This is a genomic window from Pseudomonas sp. AC463 (genome assembly GCF_979253585.1).
The window spans coordinates 39,711-58,365 of sequence record NZ_CEEDDZ010000014.1 but is presented as its reverse complement, the minus strand read 5'-3'; the positions used below and the strand labels follow the sequence as shown (position 1 = coordinate 58,365).

General features: G+C 62.3%; 14 protein-coding genes. 4 read left to right on the top strand and 10 right to left on the bottom strand.

Annotated elements, in window-relative coordinates; translation table 11 throughout:
- The first annotated feature begins 225 nt into the window (after positions 1–225).
- Genes AC0IYH_RS18405 through AC0IYH_RS18395 form a run of 3 tightly spaced genes read left to right on the top strand, consistent with a single transcriptional unit; the run spans position 226 to position 3,190 of the window.
- Positions 226–2,331: a putative bifunctional diguanylate cyclase/phosphodiesterase gene (locus AC0IYH_RS18405; RefSeq protein ID WP_471835603.1), complete on the top strand. Its 2,106-nt coding sequence runs from the start codon at positions 226–228 to the stop codon at positions 2,329–2,331.
- A 42-nt stretch (positions 2,332–2,373) separates the two neighbouring features.
- Positions 2,374–2,874: a M48 metallopeptidase family protein gene (locus tag AC0IYH_RS18400; RefSeq protein WP_471835601.1), complete on the top strand. Its 501-nt coding sequence runs from the start codon at positions 2,374–2,376 to the stop codon at positions 2,872–2,874.
- Positions 2,875–2,893: 19 nt separating this feature from the next.
- Positions 2,894–3,190, top strand: a complete 297-nt coding sequence (locus tag AC0IYH_RS18395) for a winged helix-turn-helix domain-containing protein (RefSeq protein ID WP_116626777.1) — start codon at positions 2,894–2,896, stop codon at positions 3,188–3,190.
- Between the two features lie 32 nt (positions 3,191–3,222).
- Here AC0IYH_RS18395 and AC0IYH_RS18390 read toward each other — a convergent pair whose 3' ends face one another.
- A complete protein-coding gene (locus AC0IYH_RS18390) occupies positions 3,223–3,675 on the bottom strand; it encodes a GNAT family N-acetyltransferase (protein WP_116626776.1) in 453 nt (150 codons plus the stop codon).
- Positions 3,676–3,877: 202 nt separating this feature from the next.
- Between AC0IYH_RS18390 and AC0IYH_RS18385 the strand changes: the two genes are divergently transcribed.
- The gene (locus AC0IYH_RS18385) at positions 3,878–4,615 is read left to right on the top strand and encodes a transporter substrate-binding domain-containing protein (RefSeq protein ID WP_116626775.1); all 738 of its coding nucleotides are present in this window, start codon (positions 3,878–3,880) and stop codon (positions 4,613–4,615) included.
- A gap of 87 nt (positions 4,616–4,702) precedes the next feature.
- On the opposite strand, the gene yccS is transcribed toward AC0IYH_RS18385, so the two are convergent.
- The 9 genes from yccS to betB form a co-directional block, all read right to left on the bottom strand.
- Entirely contained in the window at positions 4,703–6,886 is a 2,184-nt protein-coding gene (gene yccS / locus AC0IYH_RS18380; protein ID WP_116626774.1) for a YccS family putative transporter, read from the bottom strand.
- 124 nt (positions 6,887–7,010) lie between these two features.
- On the bottom strand, positions 7,011–8,189 hold the full coding sequence (locus AC0IYH_RS18375; RefSeq protein WP_471835598.1) for a BaiN/RdsA family NAD(P)/FAD-dependent oxidoreductase: 1,179 nt from the start codon (positions 8,187–8,189) through the stop codon (positions 7,011–7,013).
- Between the two features lie 158 nt (positions 8,190–8,347).
- On the bottom strand, positions 8,348–9,685 hold the full coding sequence (gene dbpA / locus AC0IYH_RS18370) for an ATP-dependent RNA helicase DbpA (RefSeq protein ID WP_241092348.1): 1,338 nt from the start codon (positions 9,683–9,685) through the stop codon (positions 8,348–8,350).
- 130 nt (positions 9,686–9,815) lie between these two features.
- Positions 9,816–11,243, bottom strand: coding sequence for a multidrug transporter subunit MdtD (mdtD, locus tag AC0IYH_RS18365; RefSeq protein ID WP_116626771.1), 1,428 nt, complete (start codon positions 11,241–11,243; stop codon positions 9,816–9,818).
- Between the two features lie 36 nt (positions 11,244–11,279).
- Positions 11,280–12,170 (bottom strand): alpha/beta fold hydrolase, encoded by an 891-nt coding sequence (locus AC0IYH_RS18360; protein WP_471835596.1) that lies wholly within the window; start codon positions 12,168–12,170, stop codon positions 11,280–11,282.
- A 192-nt stretch (positions 12,171–12,362) separates the two neighbouring features.
- On the bottom strand, positions 12,363–13,679 hold the full coding sequence (locus AC0IYH_RS18355; protein WP_471835594.1) for a TldD/PmbA family protein: 1,317 nt from the start codon (positions 13,677–13,679) through the stop codon (positions 12,363–12,365).
- Positions 13,679–15,121 (bottom strand): TldD/PmbA family protein, encoded by a 1,443-nt coding sequence (locus tag AC0IYH_RS18350; RefSeq protein WP_116626768.1) that lies wholly within the window; start codon positions 15,119–15,121, stop codon positions 13,679–13,681. Before AC0IYH_RS18350 ends, AC0IYH_RS18355 begins: the two co-directional genes overlap by 1 nt.
- A gap of 205 nt (positions 15,122–15,326) precedes the next feature.
- Positions 15,327–17,021: a choline dehydrogenase gene (betA, locus tag AC0IYH_RS18345; RefSeq protein WP_471835592.1), complete on the bottom strand. Its 1,695-nt coding sequence runs from the start codon at positions 17,019–17,021 to the stop codon at positions 15,327–15,329.
- 142 nt (positions 17,022–17,163) lie between these two features.
- A complete protein-coding gene (gene betB / locus AC0IYH_RS18340) occupies positions 17,164–18,636 on the bottom strand; it encodes a betaine-aldehyde dehydrogenase (protein ID WP_101273344.1) in 1,473 nt (490 codons plus the stop codon).
- Positions 18,637–18,655: the final 19 nt, after the last annotated feature.

Here is an 18,655-nt window from a genome sequence, read left to right as displayed (position 1 = left end):
TAAACGATGGCAAATTCTTGGCGCCAAAGGAATGTCAAAAAGCCACGTTTCCCATGAACCGTGGCCTCCAGGCACTGACCGTTAGTCGGCTTCCTGGACTTTGGCGCAATGATGGCACCGACGTTACTTCTGATTTTTCGGAACCGGGGCTAGAGTGAGGCCTCAGTGTTTGTCCGGGTTTTTTCTCAGAAGTGACCGGAGTGGCTCCTAAGGAAGAGATGCAGCATGGAATGCGCTCCACACCCCGGCGATAGCAGTTCGGTTCTTCTGGTGGTCGATGACTACCCGGAAAACCTGCTCAGCATGCGCGCACTTTTGCAGCGCGAAGACTGGCAGGTGATCACCGCCGGCTCCGGCCTGGAAGCCCTCGAATTGCTGTTGGTGCATGACGTCGACCTGGTGCTGCTGGACGTCAAGATGCCCGGCATGGACGGCTTTGAAGTCGCCCGTCTGATGCGCGGCAGCCAGCGTACGCGGATGACGCCGATCATCTTCCTGAGTGCCAACGCGCAGTCCCCAGCCGCCGTGCTGGAAGGCTACGCCAGCGGCGCCATCGACTACCTGTTCAAACCCTTCGACCCGCATATCCTCAAGCCCAAGGTCCAGGCGTTGCTGGAGCACCAGCGCAATCGCCGGGCGTTGCAGCGCTTGAGCCATGACCTGGAATCCGCGCGCGCCTTCAATGCCTCGGTGCTGGATAACGCCGCCGAAGGCATCCTGGTGGTCAGCGAGGACGGTGTGATCGAATACGCCAACCCGGCGATCTCGCGCCTGCTCAACGCCACGACCCATGAGTTGCACGGCCAGGAATTCCTCGGTTTTCTGCAAAAGCCTCACGTGCCCGCCTGGCTGGATTCGCAGATGTACGCGGCGTATCGCAAGAGTGAAACCTGGCGCCTGCATGACGCGCTGTTGCGCACCGGGCGCGGCCAGCAAGTGCCAGTGGCGTTGTCGTGCGCGCCGCTGCCGGCGGAGCAGAAGGCCATGGTGGTGACGGTGCTGGACATGTCCGAGGTGCGCCACCTGCATCAGCAGTTGGAGTTCCAGGCGGTCACCGACCCGCTGACCGGCCTGCTGAACCGGCGGGGTTTCTATCAGGCGGTCGAGAATGTCTTGCTGCGCAGCGAGCGTGGCGACCCGGCCCTTGTGTTGCTGTACCTGGACCTGGATGGCTTCAAGCGGGTGAATGATTCCCTCGGTCATGATGCCGGCGACCGAGTGCTGCGTTGGGTCTCGGAGCAATTGCAGGGTTGCCTTGGGTCCGGCGACATTCTCGGGCGCATGGGGGGGGATGAATTTACCGCGTTGCTGGAGCTGGAATTTGCGGAGCAGGCGGCCAAGGTTGCGGAAAAACTGATCGAGCGCGTGTCGGTGTGCCAACAGGTGGAAGGCCTGGATGTGATGCTCGGCGTCAGCATCGGCATCGCCACCTTCCCGGACTGTGGTTCGGACCTGAATGGCCTGCTGCGCGCTGCCGACATCGCCATGTACGAAGCCAAGCGCGCGGGTCGTCAGCAATATCGCTATTACGACCAGGAAATGAACGGCCGCGCCCGCTCGCGGCTGATGCTCGAAGACAGCGTGCGCACGGCGATTCAAAACAAGGAATTCACCCTGGTGTACCAGCCCCAGGTGTCCCTGGAGGACGGCCGTTTGCGTGGGGTCGAAGCGCTGTTGCGCTGGCAGCACCCCAGTGTTGGTGATGTGCCGCCGGGGCTGTTTTTGCCCTTGCTGGAAGAAGCGCGTTTGATCAGCCAGCTCAGCGCGTGGATCTACCAGCAGGTCGCCGCCCAGCGCCAGGCGTGGCAAACCACCTTCGATGATGAGCTGGTATTGAGCGTGAGCTTGAGCAGCAGCCAGTTCAACATGCCCAACCTGGCCAACCAGCTGACGCAGGTGCTCGAGCGATATGGGCTGCAGGCGCGCCAACTGGAGGTGGAAATCGGCGAAGACTGCCTGATGAGCAACCTGGAAGAGTCCGCCAAGCAGCTCAAGTTGCTGCGCCGGATCGGCGTGCGCATCGCTTTGGATGACTTTGGCATGGGCCAGTGTTCCCTGGCCCATCTGCGTGACCTGGCGTTTGATACGCTCAAGCTCGACCCACAGTTGGTCGCGCGCCTGCCGGGCTCGGCACGGGATGCGGTGATGGCGCGGAGCATCATCGAACTGTGCGGGCATTTTGATGTGCTGGTGGTGGCCGAGGGCGTCGAAACCCAGGAGCAAGCCCAGTGGCTCAAGGCCAATGGCTGCCCGTATATCCAGGGCTCCTGGGCAGCCGAGCCGTTGATGGCCGAAGAAGTCGCCAACTGGTCACGCGCCCGCCTGCGCTGAATTCGCTACACTGGCGGCCATCCGAATCCTGTTGCAGACCCCATGACCGCGCTGAAATACCTCCAGGCCTACCCCGCAGCCCTTCAAGAGCAAGTGCGCCAGATGATCGCCAAGGATCAACTGGGCGCCTATCTGGAGCAGCGCTACCCCAAGCGCCACGCGGTGCAGAGCGACAAGGCGCTGTACGCCTACGCCCTGGCCTTGAAACAGGAACACCTGCGCAACGCGCCGGCCATCGACAAAGTGCTGTTCGATAACCGCCTGGACCTGACCCACCGCGCCCTGGGCCTGCACACCACTATTTCGCGAGTGCAGGGCGGCAATCTCAAATCCAAGAAAGAGATTCGCATCGCGTCACTGTTCAAGGACGCCGCGCCGGAATTTCTGCGCATGATCGTGGTGCATGAGCTGGCGCACTTCAAGGAATCGGACCACAACAAGGCGTTCTATAAACTCTGCGACTACATGATGCCCGGCTACCATCAGGTGGAATTCGACCTGCGGGTGTACCTCACGTATCGCGACCTGCAGGGCAAACCCTGACCGCACAAGGCGACCGACCATGGATGTGAGCAAAACCAAGAGCAGCTTCTACCGCCGCCTGTATGTGGCCTACCTGATCGACAGCGGCCAGGCCAGCAGCGTGCCGGCACTGACCGACGCCACCGGCATGCCAAGGCGCACGGCGCAGGACACGATTGCGGCGTTGGCCGACCTGGATATTGTGTGTGAGTTTGAGCAGGAGGATGGTGCCCGCAACCATGCGGGGCACTATCGGATTCGCAGTTGGGGGGCGATTGATCGGCGGTGGATCGAGGCGAACCTGGCGGTGGTCAAGCAGGTGTTGGGATATCCCTGAAGGCTTGCAGTGACTTGCCCCCGATGGCGGCTTCAGACGCGCCGCATCCCAATATGCGGAATGTCATCCTCCAGGTATTCCTCACCCGCCACCACAAACCCATACCGCCCGTAATACCCCTGCAGATGCGCCTGGGCTGACAGAAATATCGGCGTCTGCGGCCAGATATCGTCAATCTGCTTGAGCGCCTCGTCCATCATCTGATGCCCCAGCCCGGTACCGCGCGCCACGGGCGCCACAACCACCCGGCCGACCACCACGTCGCCGCCCTGGGACTCCGGGTCCAGCAGGCGCAGATAGGCCACCAACTGGTCGTCCTGCCAGGCCATCAGGTGGTGGGTGTCGCCTTCCAGATCCTGCCCGTCGAGATCCTGGTAAACGCATTTCTGCTCGACAACAAACACCTCGTTGCGCAGGCGCAGGATGGCGTACAACTGCTCCTTGCCCAGGTCATCGTGATGCTTGCAGACCCATTCGACTGTCATGGCGTGTTCTCTTATAAATGTCTGTGCCGGATAGTAAGCGCAGCGGGCGACTCTGTCTAAATCAGCTATTTTTGTGAGTGAAATCAATTTGCCATCATTGAGTGCGTTCGCCGGCCGTTTCTTTGTGTAATCTGAGCTACTGTTACAGCCTCAGGCCCCGCCTGAGTTAAGGCCAACGCCCTGCCTGCCAAGGACTTTGAGCATGCCGCGATTCTCTCGTGCCGTTGCTTTGATTGGAGTGTTGTTGCTGTCCATGCCGGTGTTCGCCCAGCGCCTGCGCCTGGTCGCGGATGCCTGGCCGCCCTTTACCGATTCCACCTTGATCAATGGTGGGTTGGCCACCGATATTGTCAGCACCGCCCTGGCCCGTGCGGGCTATGCCAGTGATTTCGAGCAGGTGCCCTGGGCCCGGGCGTTGATGGGTGTGGGCGACGGTCGTTATGACGTGCTGGTCAACGCCTGGTACGACAATGCGCGTACGCAGCTGGGGCAGTTCTCCGGCGAATACCTGGTTAACCGCGTGCGTTTCATCAAGCGCCGCGATGATCCCATCGAGTTCCAGAACCTTGAGCAGTTGCACGACTACCCCATCGCCGTGGTGCGCGGCTATGCGTATTCGGCGGCGTTCGATGGAGATGCGCAGTTACAAAAAGTCCCTGTGCACAACTTCGCCATGGCCGTGCGCATGCTCGCGGCGCAGCGGGTGCGGCTGACGGTGGAGGATGAATATGTGGCGCGTTATTACCTGGCGCGCGAATCGCCGCGGGTGCGCAATTCGGTGGAGTTTCTGCCCAAGCCGTTGAGTGAAAACAGCCTGCATATTCTGGTTAGCCTGAAGAATCCGCAGCATGAGCAGATTGTGGCGGGGTTTGATCGGGAGATAGCCAGGATGAAGGCGGATGGGAGTTATGCGCGGTTGATGAAGGCGCATGGGATGTAGTGGTCTTTAGGGCCTCATCGGGGGCAAGCCCCCTCCCACACTTGGAATGCGTTCCCCTGTGGGAGGGGGCTTGCCCCCGATAGCGATTCAAGCCGCGCTGGTATCCTTGATCAAATGCGCCGCCAACGTGCGCAACGGCCCCAACTGCCGGCAAATCAACCCCAGCTGTGTCTGCACCAGCCGCTGCCCTTCATCGATCTCATCCGGCATCTGCTCCAGGTCCGCCGCCAGGGCTTCCTCGGCATCACTCTGAATCGCAATCGGCTGCTTGTTCGCCAGCCCCGTGGCGATTTCATCGATGCTCGCTGCCAGGGTATTGCCTGCGCCGTCGATCAAATGTTCACGCACCTCGGCCGGCAATTGGGTTTCGCGGTGTGCACCCAGGCCAGACAAGTAGCTGAGCAAGGTGTGTGACAAGACCAGGAAGCGGAAGCCCACATCCGCCTCCTTACGGAAATGCCCCGGTTCCATCAGCATGTTCGCCAGGGTGGTGGACAGCGCCGCGTCGGCGTTGTGGGCATTGCGCCGGGCCAGGCGATACGCGAGGTCGTCGCTCTTGCCGGCGGCGTATTGCTGCATGATCTGGCGCAGGTAGATGCTGTTGCAGGTCAGGGTATTGGCCAGCACTTTGTTCAGGCGCCGACCTTGCCAGTCCGGCAGGAACAGGAATACCGCGAGGCCCGCGATCAAGCTGCCCAGCAAGGTATCGAACAGCCGCGGCAGGAACAGCCCGTAGCCATCGCCGACCTGATTGAAGCAGAACAGCACCATCAGCGTGATGGCCGCCGTGGCCAGGGTGTAGCGGGTGGTGCGGTTGATAAAGAACACCAGGCCGGCGGCGATGGCGAACATCGATTGCACCAGCGGGCTTGGGAACAGGTCGAACAGCGCCCAGGCCACCGTCAGGCCAATGGCCGTGCCGATGATCCGCTGGCCGAGTTTGCGCCGGGTTGCGCCGTAATTCGGCTGGCACACAAACAGCGTGGTGAGGATGATCCAGTAACCCTGGGACGCGTGGATCGCGTGCAGCGTGCCGTAACCGATGGTCAGCGCCAGCGACAAACGCAAGGCGTGGCGGAACAGCAGCGACGTCGGCGTGAGCTGGGTGCGCAGGCGCGTCCACATTTCCTTGAGGTTGCGCGGCGCACGGTCCAGCAGGTTGCTGTCGGTGGCGTCGGCCAGGGCGTCGGGGTTGCTGGCGTCGCCGAGCAGGCGGTCGAGTGTCGACAGGTTGGCCGCCAGGGCGCGCAACGAGCGCAGCAGGCCGCGCCAGGCCGGGTTGCTCTGGATGCGCAGGTGTTCGAGGGAGGCGTTCAGGTCACTGAGGGCTTCGGCGAAGCTGTCGTCATAGATGAACGGCTGGCGCAGTTGGATCGACTCGGCCAGGGCCTGGCAGGCCTTGCCTTGCTGGCGCAGCAGGCGCTGGCAGCGGAACAGCACGTCGCTGTGGAAGAACGCATCGGCCAGGGCGTTGTAGGGATAGTGGGAGGAGCTGGCGCGTTCGTGGATGTCCTGGGCCAGGAAATACAGCTTGAGGTAGCGGCTGACCTTCGAGCCCGGCCGCCCATTGCCCACGCGGTGCAGGATGATTTCCTTCGCGGCATTCAGCGCCGCCACTACCCGGCCATTTTGCTGGGCCAGTTCCAGGCGGCGTGCTTCCACATCCAGTTGGCGGATCGGTTCGAACAGTGACGACTTGAGCTTGAGGTAACGCCCCAATTCGCGAAACAACCGCGCGAGGCTCTGCTGCACCGGCTGGTTGGAAAACAACGCCTGCCACAGCACCGAAAGCACGCCGTACCAGGCGGCGCCGGCCACCAGCAGCAGGGGTTCATGCCAGAAATCGGACACCGCGCCACCGCGCTGGTCCACGCCGATCATGGTGTAGACCGACAGAATCAAGGTGGCAGAAGCAATTGCGCCGTAGCGTTCGCCCAGCGCGCCGAGCATGGTCAGGCAGAAGCTGGCGAGCGCCAGGGCAATCGCGAAAATCCAGGGGTAGGGGAATAGCAGCTCCACCGACAGCGCGGCGATGCTGAAACACACCAGCGTCACCGCCAGGGCATTGAGGCGGCCTTGCCAGCTGTCGTCCGTCTCGGCCAGGGCGCTGGCGATAATCCCCAGGAACAGCGGGATCAGCAGCGTCATTTCATCCTGATACCAGCACAGCGCCATGCTGCCGGTGAGGGCGATGAATACCCGTACGCTGTAACTGAATTTATCCAGCGCCCACAGGCGCCGCATGGACTGCTTGAACGAGGTCGATGACATGAAGGCTGGAGTCTTCCGGGACGATGCCGCTAAATTGAGGCATCAATGACGTCACGGCAAGGGTGGTGAGCACATCTGAGAGCAAATTATTCCCAGGCACATTTTGATTGAGTACATCCTTTGGTCAGGCGTACTGAGCCGCCGCGTAGCCCGACGCCCACGCCCACTGAAAATTGAACCCGCCCAAGTGCCCGGTCACATCCAGCACTTCACCAATAAAGTAAAGCCCCGGGCTTTTCAGCGATTCCATGGTTTTGGACGACACTTCCCGCGTATCCACCCCGCCCAGCGTCACCTCGGCCGTGCGGTAGCCTTCGGTGCCTGCCGGTATCAGCTGCCAGCTGGACAGCTTGGCGGCGATGTCGGCGATTTCGGCGTGGGTGTACTGCTTCATCGGCTTGGACACAAACCAGGTTTCCGCCAGCAGGTTGGCCATCTTCTTGGTGAAGATTTCACCCAGCAGGGTTTTCAATTCGCTGTTGGGTCGCTCGACCTGTTGCTCCTGTAGCCATGAATGGGCGTCATGGTCGGGCAGCAGGTTGATTTCCACGGTGTCGCCGGATTCCCAGTACGAGGAAATCTGCAAAATCGCTGGCCCGCTGAGGCCGCGATGGGTAAACAGGATGTTCTCGCGAAAGCTCTCGTCGTTGCAGCTGACCAGGCAATCCACCGAAGTGCCCGACAGCTCGCCGCACAGCTCCTTGAGCTGGTCGGTGATGGTGAACGGGACCAATCCTGCACGGGTCGGCAGCAGCTCATGACCGAACTGCTTGGCCACCTGATAACCGAAACCGGTGGCGCCCAGGGTCGGAATCGACAGGCCGCCGGTGGCGATCACCAGCGACTCGCAGCGCAGTTCGCCCAAGGTGGTCTGCAACTGATAACCGGCGTCCAGCTTGGCAATCTCCTGGACCGAGGTGTCCAGGTGCATGCTCACGCCGGCCTGGATGCACTCGTCCAGCAGCATGCCAAGGATGTCGCTGGACTTGTTATCGCAGAACAACTGGCCGAGTTTTTTCTCGTGATACGGCACGCCGTGCTTGGCCACCAGCCCGATGAAATCCCACTGGGTGTAGCGCGCCAGTGCCGACTTGCAGAAGTGTGCATTGTGCGAGAGGAAGTTGGCCGGCTCGGTGTACATATTGGTGAAATTGCAGCGGCCACCGCCGGACATCAGGATCTTTTTGCCGGCCTTGTTCGCGTGGTCGATCAACATCACCTTGCGCCCACGCCCGGCGGCGGTCAGTGCGCACATCAAGCCTGCGGCGCCGGCGCCAATGATCACAACTTCGGTCGAGCGCACAGCGATGTCCTCATACAAATTCAGAATTGGAATTCAGTCAAAAATGTGGGAGGGGGCGTGCCCCCGATAGCGGTGGTTCAGTTACACCGCTATCGGGGGCAAGTCGAATCGTCGCACCGCCCCTCCCACATTGGATCTCCAATGGATTGGAGATCGTGTTACAGGATGCGCACGCGCAGCGAGCGGCCTTTGATCTTGCCGTCATTCAAACGCTGCAGCGCCTGCTTGGCGATCCCGCGTTCCACGGCCACGAAGGCCTGGAAGTCAAAGATCGCGATCTTGCCGACCTGCGCGCCCGGGATGCCGGCGTCGCCGGTCAGTGCGCCGAGGATGTCGCCAGGGCGCACCTTGTCTTTACGGCCGGCGGCGATGCACAGGGTGCTCATCTGCGGCAGCAGCGGGCCGCCGCTTTGCGGCTTGAGGTTGTCCAGTTGATCCCAGTTCAGCGGCGACTTCTGCAGTTGCTCGATGGCCTGGGCGCGGTGCGCTTCCGAAGGCGCCACCAGGCTGATCGCGATGCCGGTCTCACCGGCGCGGCCGGTACGGCCTACACGGTGGATGTGGATTTCCGAGTCGCGGGCCAGTTCGACGTTGATCACCATGTCCAGCGAGTCGATGTCCAGGCCACGGGCCGCCACGTCGGTGGCCACCAGCACCGAGGTGCTGCGGTTGGCGAACATCGCCAGTACCTGGTCACGGTCGCGCTGTTCCAGGTCGCCATGCAGGCCGACGGCGGAAATGCCTTTGGAGGTCAGGTGGTCGACGGTTTCCTGCACTTGCTGCTTGGTAAAGCAGAACGCCACGCAGGAGGCCGGACGGAAGTGCGCGAGCACCTTGGTCACGGCGTCCATGCGTTCTTCCGGCGAGATTTCGAAGAAGCGCTGTTCGATCTGGTCGTCGGAGTGGAAGGCTTCGGCTTTAACCTGCTGCGGCGCGCGCATGAACTTGGACGCCAGTTGCTTGATGCTCACCGGGTAGGTGGCCGAAAACAGCAGGGTCTGGCGACGGGCCGGGGTCTTGCTGATGATGTCTTCGATGGCGTCGTAGAAACCCATGTCGAGCATGCGGTCGGCTTCGTCGAGGATCAGCGTGTTCAAGCCATCCAGCACCAGCGAACCTTTGCGCAGGTGCTGCTGGATACGGCCCGGGGTGCCGACGATGACGTGGGCGCCGTGTTCCAGCGAGGCGATCTGCGGGCCGAGGGACACGCCGCCGCACAGGGTCAGCACCTTGATGTTGTCTTCGGCACGGGCCAGGCGGCGGATTTCCTTGGCCACCTGGTCGGCCAGCTCGCGCGTCGGGCACATGACCAGGGCCTGGCAGCCGAAGTAGCGCGGGTTGATCGGGTTCAACAGGCCGATGCCGAAGGCAGCGGTTTTGCCGCTGCCGGTCTTGGCCTGGGCAATCAGGTCCAGCCCCTTGAGGATCACCGGCAAGCTTTGCGCCTGGATCTGCGTCATCTCGACATAACCCAGCGAGTCGAGGTTAGCCAGCATGGCGGCGGAGAGCGGCAAAGTATTAAAAGCGGTGGCGATGGTAGTCACGGGACTGGCTCTGCAAAACAAAATGTCGCGCAGTGTACCAGCCCTGTGGGAATTTCCCCGCAAGTTCTAGACGAGAAGCCCGTTAATGCTCGATATGCTGCTCGGGGCTGGCCACGCGTTTGCCGTCTTTTGGCGACAATTGCAGGAAGATCGCCGCCGCCAGCATCGCCATGATGCCCACGGTGAGGAAGGTCAGCTGGAACGCGCCAAGCACGGTGCTCACGCCGTCGTTGCCGGTTTCTGCGGTAAACCCGCCCAGCAGCGCACCGGCGCAGGCCACGCCCAGGCTCAGGGACAATTGCGCCACCACCGAGAGCAAACTGTTGCCGCTGCTGGCCTGGGCGTCGTCGAGGTCGATCAGGGTGACGGTGTTCATCGCGGTAAATTGCAGCGAGTTGATCGCCCCCAGCACGGCCAGCATCGCCAGCAGCAGCGGGTAGGGCGTTTGCTCCGTGACCAGGCCCATGCTCGCCAGCATGATCCCCAGGGCCAGGGTGTTGCCGGTGAGCACGATGCGGTAGCCCAGACGCTCGATCAGCGGCCGGGCGATGGACTTGGCAAACATCGCCGCCGCCGCCAGCGGCAGCATGCTCATGCCGGCTTGCGATGGCGAATAACCCAGCGCCACCTGCAACAGCAGCGGCACCAGGAACGGCAGCGCGCCGCTGCCCAGGCGTGCGAACAGGTTGCCGAGGATACCCACGGCAAAGGTGCGCGTCTTGAACAGCACCGGCGAAAACAGTGCATTGTCGATGTGCCCGGCACGCAACCAATACGCCGCCAGGCACGCCAGCCCACCGAACAGCAGCAACATCACCCGCAGGTGCGGCAGGTGCAGTTCGCCCAGGCCTTCCATGGCGATGGTGATCAGCACCATCGCCGCGCCAAACAGCAGGAAGCCTGCGCCATCAAAGCGCGTGCGCTCACTGCCGCGCAGGTCGGGGATGAATTTCCACACGGCGTAGCAGCCGATCATGCCCACCGGCAAGTTGATCAGGAAGATCCAGTGCCAGGTCAGGTATTGCACCATCCAGCCGCCCATGGTCGGGCCGAGCAACGGGCCGAGCAGGCCGGGGATGGTAATGAAGCCCATGATTCGTACGAGTTCGGAGCGCGGGTAGGCGCGCAGCACCACCAGCCGGCCGACCGGCAGCATCAGCGCGCCGCCCAAACCCTGGATCACCCGCGCGCCGACCAGCATGCTCAGGCTGCTGGACAGCGCACACAGCAAGGAGCCGATGCTGAACAGCATGATCGCGCCGAAAAAGATTTTCTTGGTGCCGAAGCGGTCGGCGATCCAGCCCGACGCCGGAATCAGCAAGGCGACGGTGAGCATGTAGGCGATCACCACCCCTTGCATGCGCAGCGGGTTTTCCGCCAGGTCCCGGGCCATGGCCGGCAGTGCGGTGTTCAGAATCGTCCCGTCCAGCGATTGCATGAAGAAGGCAATCGCCACCACCCAGGGAAGCCAGCGGGCGGTCTTGGCGTCGAGCGGGACACGATTGGGCATGGGGGACCTTTTTGTTAGCAGGCTATGTGTCGGCGATTATGCGCCATTCGTCGCCCCTTTTCCCACAAGCTGTTCGTCTAATTCCGACACTGTTGCGTGCTCGCCGACCAGGAAATCCAACAGCGCTCTATGCACCGCCAAGGCCGCCTCGCGAGACTCCAGGTCGAGCAAGTGACCGGTGTGCTCGGCGACGGCAAAGCTGCTGCGGCCTACATAGTCCTTGAATAGTCGGGCTTCGGCGGCAGGGGTGTATTCGTCCAGCGTGCCGTTGAGGAAGTGCACCGGCGTTTCAATCTGCCTGAGGGCTGGCAGGTAGTTGCCATCGCCCAGGGCCAGTACCTGGTGGATGTGAAAACGCGCCTGGCGGTACTCGGTGGTGGCCATGGTCGACAGGTGGCGATGGTTGTTGCGCTTGAGGCGCGACGACAGGTATTTGCCCACCGTTTCATTGAGCAAGTGGCCGACGGCGGATTTGTCATCGGCCTCGATCAGCACGCGCACGCGCTCCACATACTCGAGCATGGCCCGGTTGAGGTTGGGCGCCAGGGCCATCACCACCGAGCTTTCGATGGAGGGCGGGTTGTGCGCCAGGGTCAGCAGCGTCGAGATGCCGCCCCAGGAGGCCGACACCAGGTGGTTGACCTCGAAGCGCTCGACCAGGGCGCGCAGGATTTGCACCTCGTCGTCCTTGGTCACCAGGTCCAGGTCGGTGTTGTGTTCGCGCGAGTAGCCGGAGAACGGCAAGTCGAACAGCAACACATTGAAATGCTCGGCCAGGCACTTGCTGGTGCGCGCGAAGGAGCGGGTGGTGGACAACGCGCCGTTGACCATCAGCACGGTTTTTTTGTGGGGATCATTGCCTAGCTGTTCAACATGTACGTTGTAGTGCTTGAACAGCTTGTGTAGGACGAAACTTCCATGGTTCATCGCAGTACTTCCTGTGCGGTGGCGGTATGCCACCAACCTTTATAACGAGGTTTTTTACAGGCGACAACAGGCTGCACGGGGAGAGCTGTGAGATGGGATTTGGCGGTAGGAATTGGTGAAACGAAGTATCAGAAACCAGTGAAGGACAGTGTGGGAGGGGGCTTGCCCCCTCCCACATTAGATCTTCGGTGTTTAGAGGGTCAGCGTCAGGCGTTTTACCAGGGCGCCGGGGAGCAGGTTGGATGACGTGTTGCGCTGGCCATACGTACTGGCCGACAGCAGCAATTCCCGCTCGGCAGTCAGTGCCTCCAGCTGCGAACCCAGCAAGCTATACACACTGTCATCGAAACGCATGGTGCTCACCGGCGCTTTGATCTCGCCGTCTTCCACCCAGAACGTGGCGAAGCGTGTCATGCCGGTCAGGCGGGCGGCGGGCAGGTCGGAGTAGTTGAGGTACCACAGGTTACTGATGTACAGCCCGGTGCCCAATTGCTTGAGGATATCGGCCTGGGCCAGGCTGCCCGCCGCCATCTGCAAGGCGCTGGGGGATTCGTCGCTGCCGGCGCCGTTGGCGCTGAGGCCGTATTCGGCGGCACTGCGCGAGTTCACCAGTTGGCCATCGGCCTTGCCGGCGTTGATCAACGTGACATCACTGCGCGGGTAACCCTCGCTGGAGAACGCCTGGCTCAGCGAACCGCTGATCTGTTCATCGACCGTTACCAGCGGGCTCAAATGCTGCTCACCGGCGTAGAGCTTTTGCAGCGAGCTGCCTTTGCTGGCGATGGACTGCGCGGAAAACCCACCCCAGGTGATGAGGCTGATGATCTCTTCCAGCGCCGCCGGGGCGAGGTAGGCGCGGTACTCGCCGGGTGCCAGCTTGTGCAGCGGGCGGCCGAGGAATTCCAGTTGCTCGCGTGCCAGTTGGACGCGGCGGGCGAATTCGGCGCTGTCCCAGTGGTTGCCGGCGTAGCTGGCTTTTACCGCTTCGCCGTTGGCGTGGAACAGGCTGAAATCGAAATTGAAACTATTGGCCTGGTGCCAGCCGAACGCGCCGTCCGAGCTGGCAAAACCCCGGCTGATCGGGCCGGCGGCGTAGATACCCACCAGGTCTGCGCCGTTGGCGGCCTGGCTGATGTCTTCCAGCACCTGGGCCAGGTCCGGCAGCGGATGGGCCTGTTCGTTTTGGCTTTGCCAGGCGTTGTGGTTGAGCAGCAGGTACGGGTCCTGCGGCAGCAACGGCAAGGTCTCGCGCAACTGTTGCAGGCCGGCGGCCAGGCGCTGGCGGTCCAGTTCGGGCTCACCGGCGAGGGTGATGCTCAGGTCGGCGTGGCGCCCGCCCTCGATCAATTTGAGGTTGAGGCTGGCCTGCTGCACCTGGCCGGCCTGGCGGACTTTGGCGTGGTTGAAGCGCACGAACTCGGACGACTCCGCGGCAAACCCCAAGTGGAACTGTTCTGTCTCGGTGATGGCCTGCTTGAGCCAATCGACCAATGCCTTGAAGGTGTTCATCAGGCATCCCCTCCGAATACATCAATGTTGCTGAATACACAGGCCGGCGAGGCATGGCCCACGCGGATCACCTGGTTCGGCTCACCCTTGCCGCAGTTGGGCGTGCCCAAAACGCGCGAGGTGCCGGCATCGCCGACGGCGCTGAGGTTGCCCCAGAACTGCGCGGAAATCGCCCGGTAGTTGGGGTTTTTGACCACGCCCTTGAGTTCGCCGTTTTCGATCAACTGGCCCCATTCGCAGCCGAACTGGAATTTGTTGCGCGCGTCGTCAATCGACCAGGAGCGGTTGGTGGACATCAGGATGCCGTGCTCGATGCCGCCGATCAGCTGCGCCATGCTCTGGTTGCCGGGTTCGATGTTGAGGTTGGCCATGCGGTCGATCGGCGCGCGGTTCCAGCTGCTGGCGCGGCTGTTGGCCACGCCGCTCATGCCCGAGCGAAATTGCGAGAGCGCGCCGCCCAGTGGTTTAAGCAGCAGGCCGTCGCGGATCAGGAACTGCTTGCTGGCGCGGGTGCCGTCGTCGTCGTGGCTGTAGCTGGCCAGTTGCTCGGGAATGTCCGGGTCGAAGGTCACGTTGAGCAACTTGGAGCCGTACTGCAGATGGCCGAAGTCTTCGGCCTTCACAAAACTGGTGCCGGCGTAATTGCGCTCGTCGCCGAGGATGCGGTCCAGCTCCAGCGGGTGGCCGATGGACTCGTGGATCTGCAGGATCATTTGGTCGGGCAACAGCAGCAGGTCGCGCGGGCCGGTCGGGGTGTTGGGCGCCAGCAGCAATTGCAAGGCGCTGTCGGCAACCTTGGGCGCCGCGCCTTGCAGGCCAAAGCGGCTGATCACGTCGAAGCCGCCTTGCTGGCCGAAGTTGGTGCCACCCAGGGTGCGGGTCTGGCTGTCGTTGCCGTCATAGGCGGTGACGCTTACACCGGGGAACACAAAGCGTTGCGCCTGGCGCAGTTCGGCACCGGCGCTGTTGAGGTAGATCTGTTCAACGTGGGTCAGGCCCAGGCTCACGTCCCAGCTCACCAGGCGCTCGTCCTTGGGCACGGCGGCAGACTCGTCGCCGAGCAATTGGTAGCAGTCGCTCAAGGACGGGAAGGGCTGGCTGAGGTCGGGTGACAGGTAGTCGGCGACGTCACTGGACACCTGCTGGTCGCGCAGGTCGAGCAGGGCGTGGGGCCGTATCTGCCGGGCTTGCTGTTCGGCACGCTCAAGGGCGGCTTGCAGGCCGGACAGGGAAATATCGTGGGTGGCGGCGTAGGCCTCGACGCCGTTGAGGCGCACGGTGAGCATCGCGCCTTCGTCCTGGCTCAGGCTCGGCGGCTCGGCGACGTTCTTGCGTACCGACAGGTATTGGCCGGATTCGCGCACGTAGCGCAGCGAGAAGAATTCAGCGCTGGTGCGCAGGGCACCGAAGTGTTTTTTGAGTGTGGCGTGGTGGTCGAACATGGGGCCTTCCTTGTGGGCGGCTCGGTGCGGGCAGGCGAACAGAGTAGGCCTGGGCTGGGGAGCTGATCAAGGAAAGTGTGGTAGGAGGTTTTTGTGTGTCTGGTAGGGACTCATCGGGGGCGAGCCCCCTCCCACATTTGAATGTATTCACAAATCAAAGTGTGGGAGGGGGCTTGCCCCCGATGAGGGCGCCTCGGTCTATCAGTTACTGCGCAATCTCACGCAGCGGCGTACCCCGCACCGGCGCATCGCCCGCCACGTAGTAATCCGCAGTGCTGCGCGGCAGCGGCTGGCGGCCACGGATCTTGTCGGCGATTTTCTCGGCGATCATGATCGTCGGTGCGTTCAGGTTGCCGGTGGTGATGATCGGCATGATCGACGCATCCACAACGCGCAGGCCCTGCATGCCATGCACGCGGCCTTCGCCATCGACCACGGCCATCTCGTCGGTGCCCATCTTGCATGAGCAGGACGGGTGGAACGCGGTCTCGGCGTGCTCGCGGATGAACTTGTCCAGCTGCTCATCGGTTTGCACTTCAACACCTGGGCTGATTTCGCGGCCACGGTATTGGTCCAGCGCGGGCTGCTGCATGATTTCACGGGTCAGGCGGATGCCGTCGCGGAATTCCTGCCAGTCCTGCTCGGTGGCCATGTAGTTGAAGAGGATGCTCGGGTAGTCCCGTGGGTTCTTCGACTTCAACTGGATGCGGCCACGGCTCGGCGAACGCATGGAGCCCATGTGTGCCTGGAAACCGTGCTCTTTCACACCGTTGCTGCCGTTGTAGTTAATCGCCACCGGCAGGAAGTGATACTGGATGTTCGGCCATTCGAATTCCGGACGCGAACGGATAAAACCGCCGGCCTCGAACTGGTTGCTGGCGCCGATGCCGGTGCCGTTGAACAGCCACTCGGCACCGATGGCCGGCTGGTTGTACCAAAGCAGCGACGGGTACAGCGACACCGGTTGGGTGCAGGCATATTGCAGGTACAGCTCAAGGTGGTCCTGCAGGTTTTCGCCGACGCCAGGCAGGTCGTGGACCACCGGGATGTCGAGGCTCTCCAGCAGTTTGGCCGGGCCAACACCGGAACGTTGCAGCAGTTGCGGCGAAGCAATGGCGCCGCTGCATACCAGCACTTCTTTACGCGCACGCGCTTCAACGCGCTCTTCAGCGGCGCCGATCAGGTAACGCACGCCAACGGCCCGCTTGCCTTCGAACAACACTTTGTCGGTGAGGGCGTGGGTGACGATGGTCAGGGTCGAACGCTTTTTAGCCGTGTCCAGGTAACCGCGCGCGGTGCTGGCGCGACGGCCGTTTGGCGTGACGGTGCGGTCCATCGGGCCGAAGCCTTCCTGCTGGTAGCCGTTCAAATCTTCGGTGCGCGGGTAGCCGGCCTGTACGCCTGCTTCAACCATCGCGTGGAACAGCGGGTTGTTGCCGGCTTTTGGCGTGGTCACGCTGACCGGGCCATCGCCGCCGTGCCAGTCGTTGGCGCCGATGTCCCGAGTTTCAGCTTTTCTGAAGTAGGGCAGGCAGTCCAGGTACGTCCAGTTTTCAAGCCCTGGAAGTTTTGACCAGTTGTCGTAGTCCATGGCGTTGCCACGGATGTAGCACATGCCGTTGATCAGCGAGGAACCGCCCAGGCCCTTGCCGCGCCCGCATTCCATCCGGCGGCCGTCCATGTGTGGCTCAGGGTCGGTTTCGTAGGCCCAGTTGTAGCGGCGGCCTTGCAGCGGGAAGGCCAGGGCGGCGGGCATCTGGGTACGGAAATCGAGACGGTAGTCGGGGCCGCCGGCTTCCAGCAGCAGGACGGTGACGCCTTCGTCTTCGGTCAGACGGGTCGCCAGGGTGTTACCGGCGGAGCCGGCACCCACAATGATGTAATCGTATTCTTGGGACATTGGATGCACCCTCTTTGAAGTGTGGTCAGGTCGGGCCTCATCGGGAGCAAGCTCCCTCCCACATTTGAAGGTATTCACAATTCAAAAGGTGGGAGGGGGCTTGCCCCCGATGGCGGCCTCAAAGGCAACACAAGGCTCGGATTTAGAACACCGAGGCGTAATCGCCCAACTCAACCTGTACCGATTTGATGCGGGTGAAGTTATTCAGCGAGCTGATGCCGTTCTCACGGCCCACACCGGATTGCTTGTAGCCACCGACCGGCATCTTGGCGTCGGACTCGCCCCAGGCGTTGATCCAGCAGATGCCCGCTTCCAGCTGATGAATCACGCGGTGGGCGCGGTTCAGGTCTTTGGTCACCAGGCCAGCGGCCAGGCCGAAGTCGGTGTCGTTAGCGCGGCGGATCACTTCTTCTTCGGTCTCGTAGGTGAGGATGCTCATCACCGGGCCGAAGATTTCTTCACGGACGATGGTCATCTCGTCGGTGCAGTCGGTGAACACGGTCGGGGCCACGAAGGCGCCTTTGGCGAATTCGCCGTCGGTCAGGCGGTCGCCGCCGCACAGGACGCGGGCGCCTTCTTCCTTACCTTTGGCGATGTAGCCGAGCACGCTTTCCATGTGGGCGAAGCTGACCAGCGGGCCGAAGTTGGTGTTGTCGTCCTGCGGGCTGCCGACGCGGATGCGGGCAACGCGTTCAACGATCTTGGCTTCGAAGGCCGCTTGCAGGTGCTTGGGCACAAACACGCGAGTGCCGTTGGTGCAGACCTGGCCCGAGCTGTAGAAGTTGGCCATCATCGCGATGTCGGCGGCGCGGTCGAGGTCGGCGTCTTCGAACACGATCAGCGGCGACTTGCCGCCCAGTTCCATGGTGACTTCCTTGAGCGAGGAGCTCGAAGCGCTGGCCATGACTTTCTTGCCGGTGTCGGTGCCGCCGGTGAACGAGACTTTCTCGATGCGCGGGTGCTCGGTCAGCCAGGTGCCGACTTCACGGCCGCTGCCGGTCAGCACGTTGAACACGCCAGCCGGTACGCCGGCTTCGGTGTAGATCTCGGCCAGCTTCAGGGTGGTCAGCGAGGTGACTTCGCTGGGCTTGAAGATCATCGCGTTGCCGGCAGCCAGGGCCGGTGCGGATTTCCACAGGGCGATCTGGATCGGGTAGTTCCACGCGCCGATACCCGCGACCACGCCCAGCGGCTCGCGGCGGGTGTAGACGAACGAGGTATCGCGCAGCGGGATCTGTTCGCCTTCAATCGCCGGCACCAGGCCTGCGTAGTATTCCAGCACGTCGGCGCCGGTAACGATGTCGACGTACTTGGTTTCGGAGAAGGCTTTGCCGGTGTCCAGGGTTTCCAGGGCGGCCAGCTCGTCGTTGCGCTCGCGCAGGATGTCGACGGCACGACGCAGGATGCGCGAACGCTCCATGGCGGTCATGGCGGCCCAGATTTTCTGGCCTTTTTCGGCGCTGACCACGGCACGTTCAACGTCATCTTTGGTAGCGCGTTGCACTTGGGCGAGAACTTCACCGTTAGCCGGGTTGATGGCTTCGAAGGTGGCATCGCTGCCAGCGTCGCTGTAGCCGCCGTCAATGTAGAGTTTTTGCAGGTCGAAACGGGCCATAAAGTCCTCGCAAGTGCAT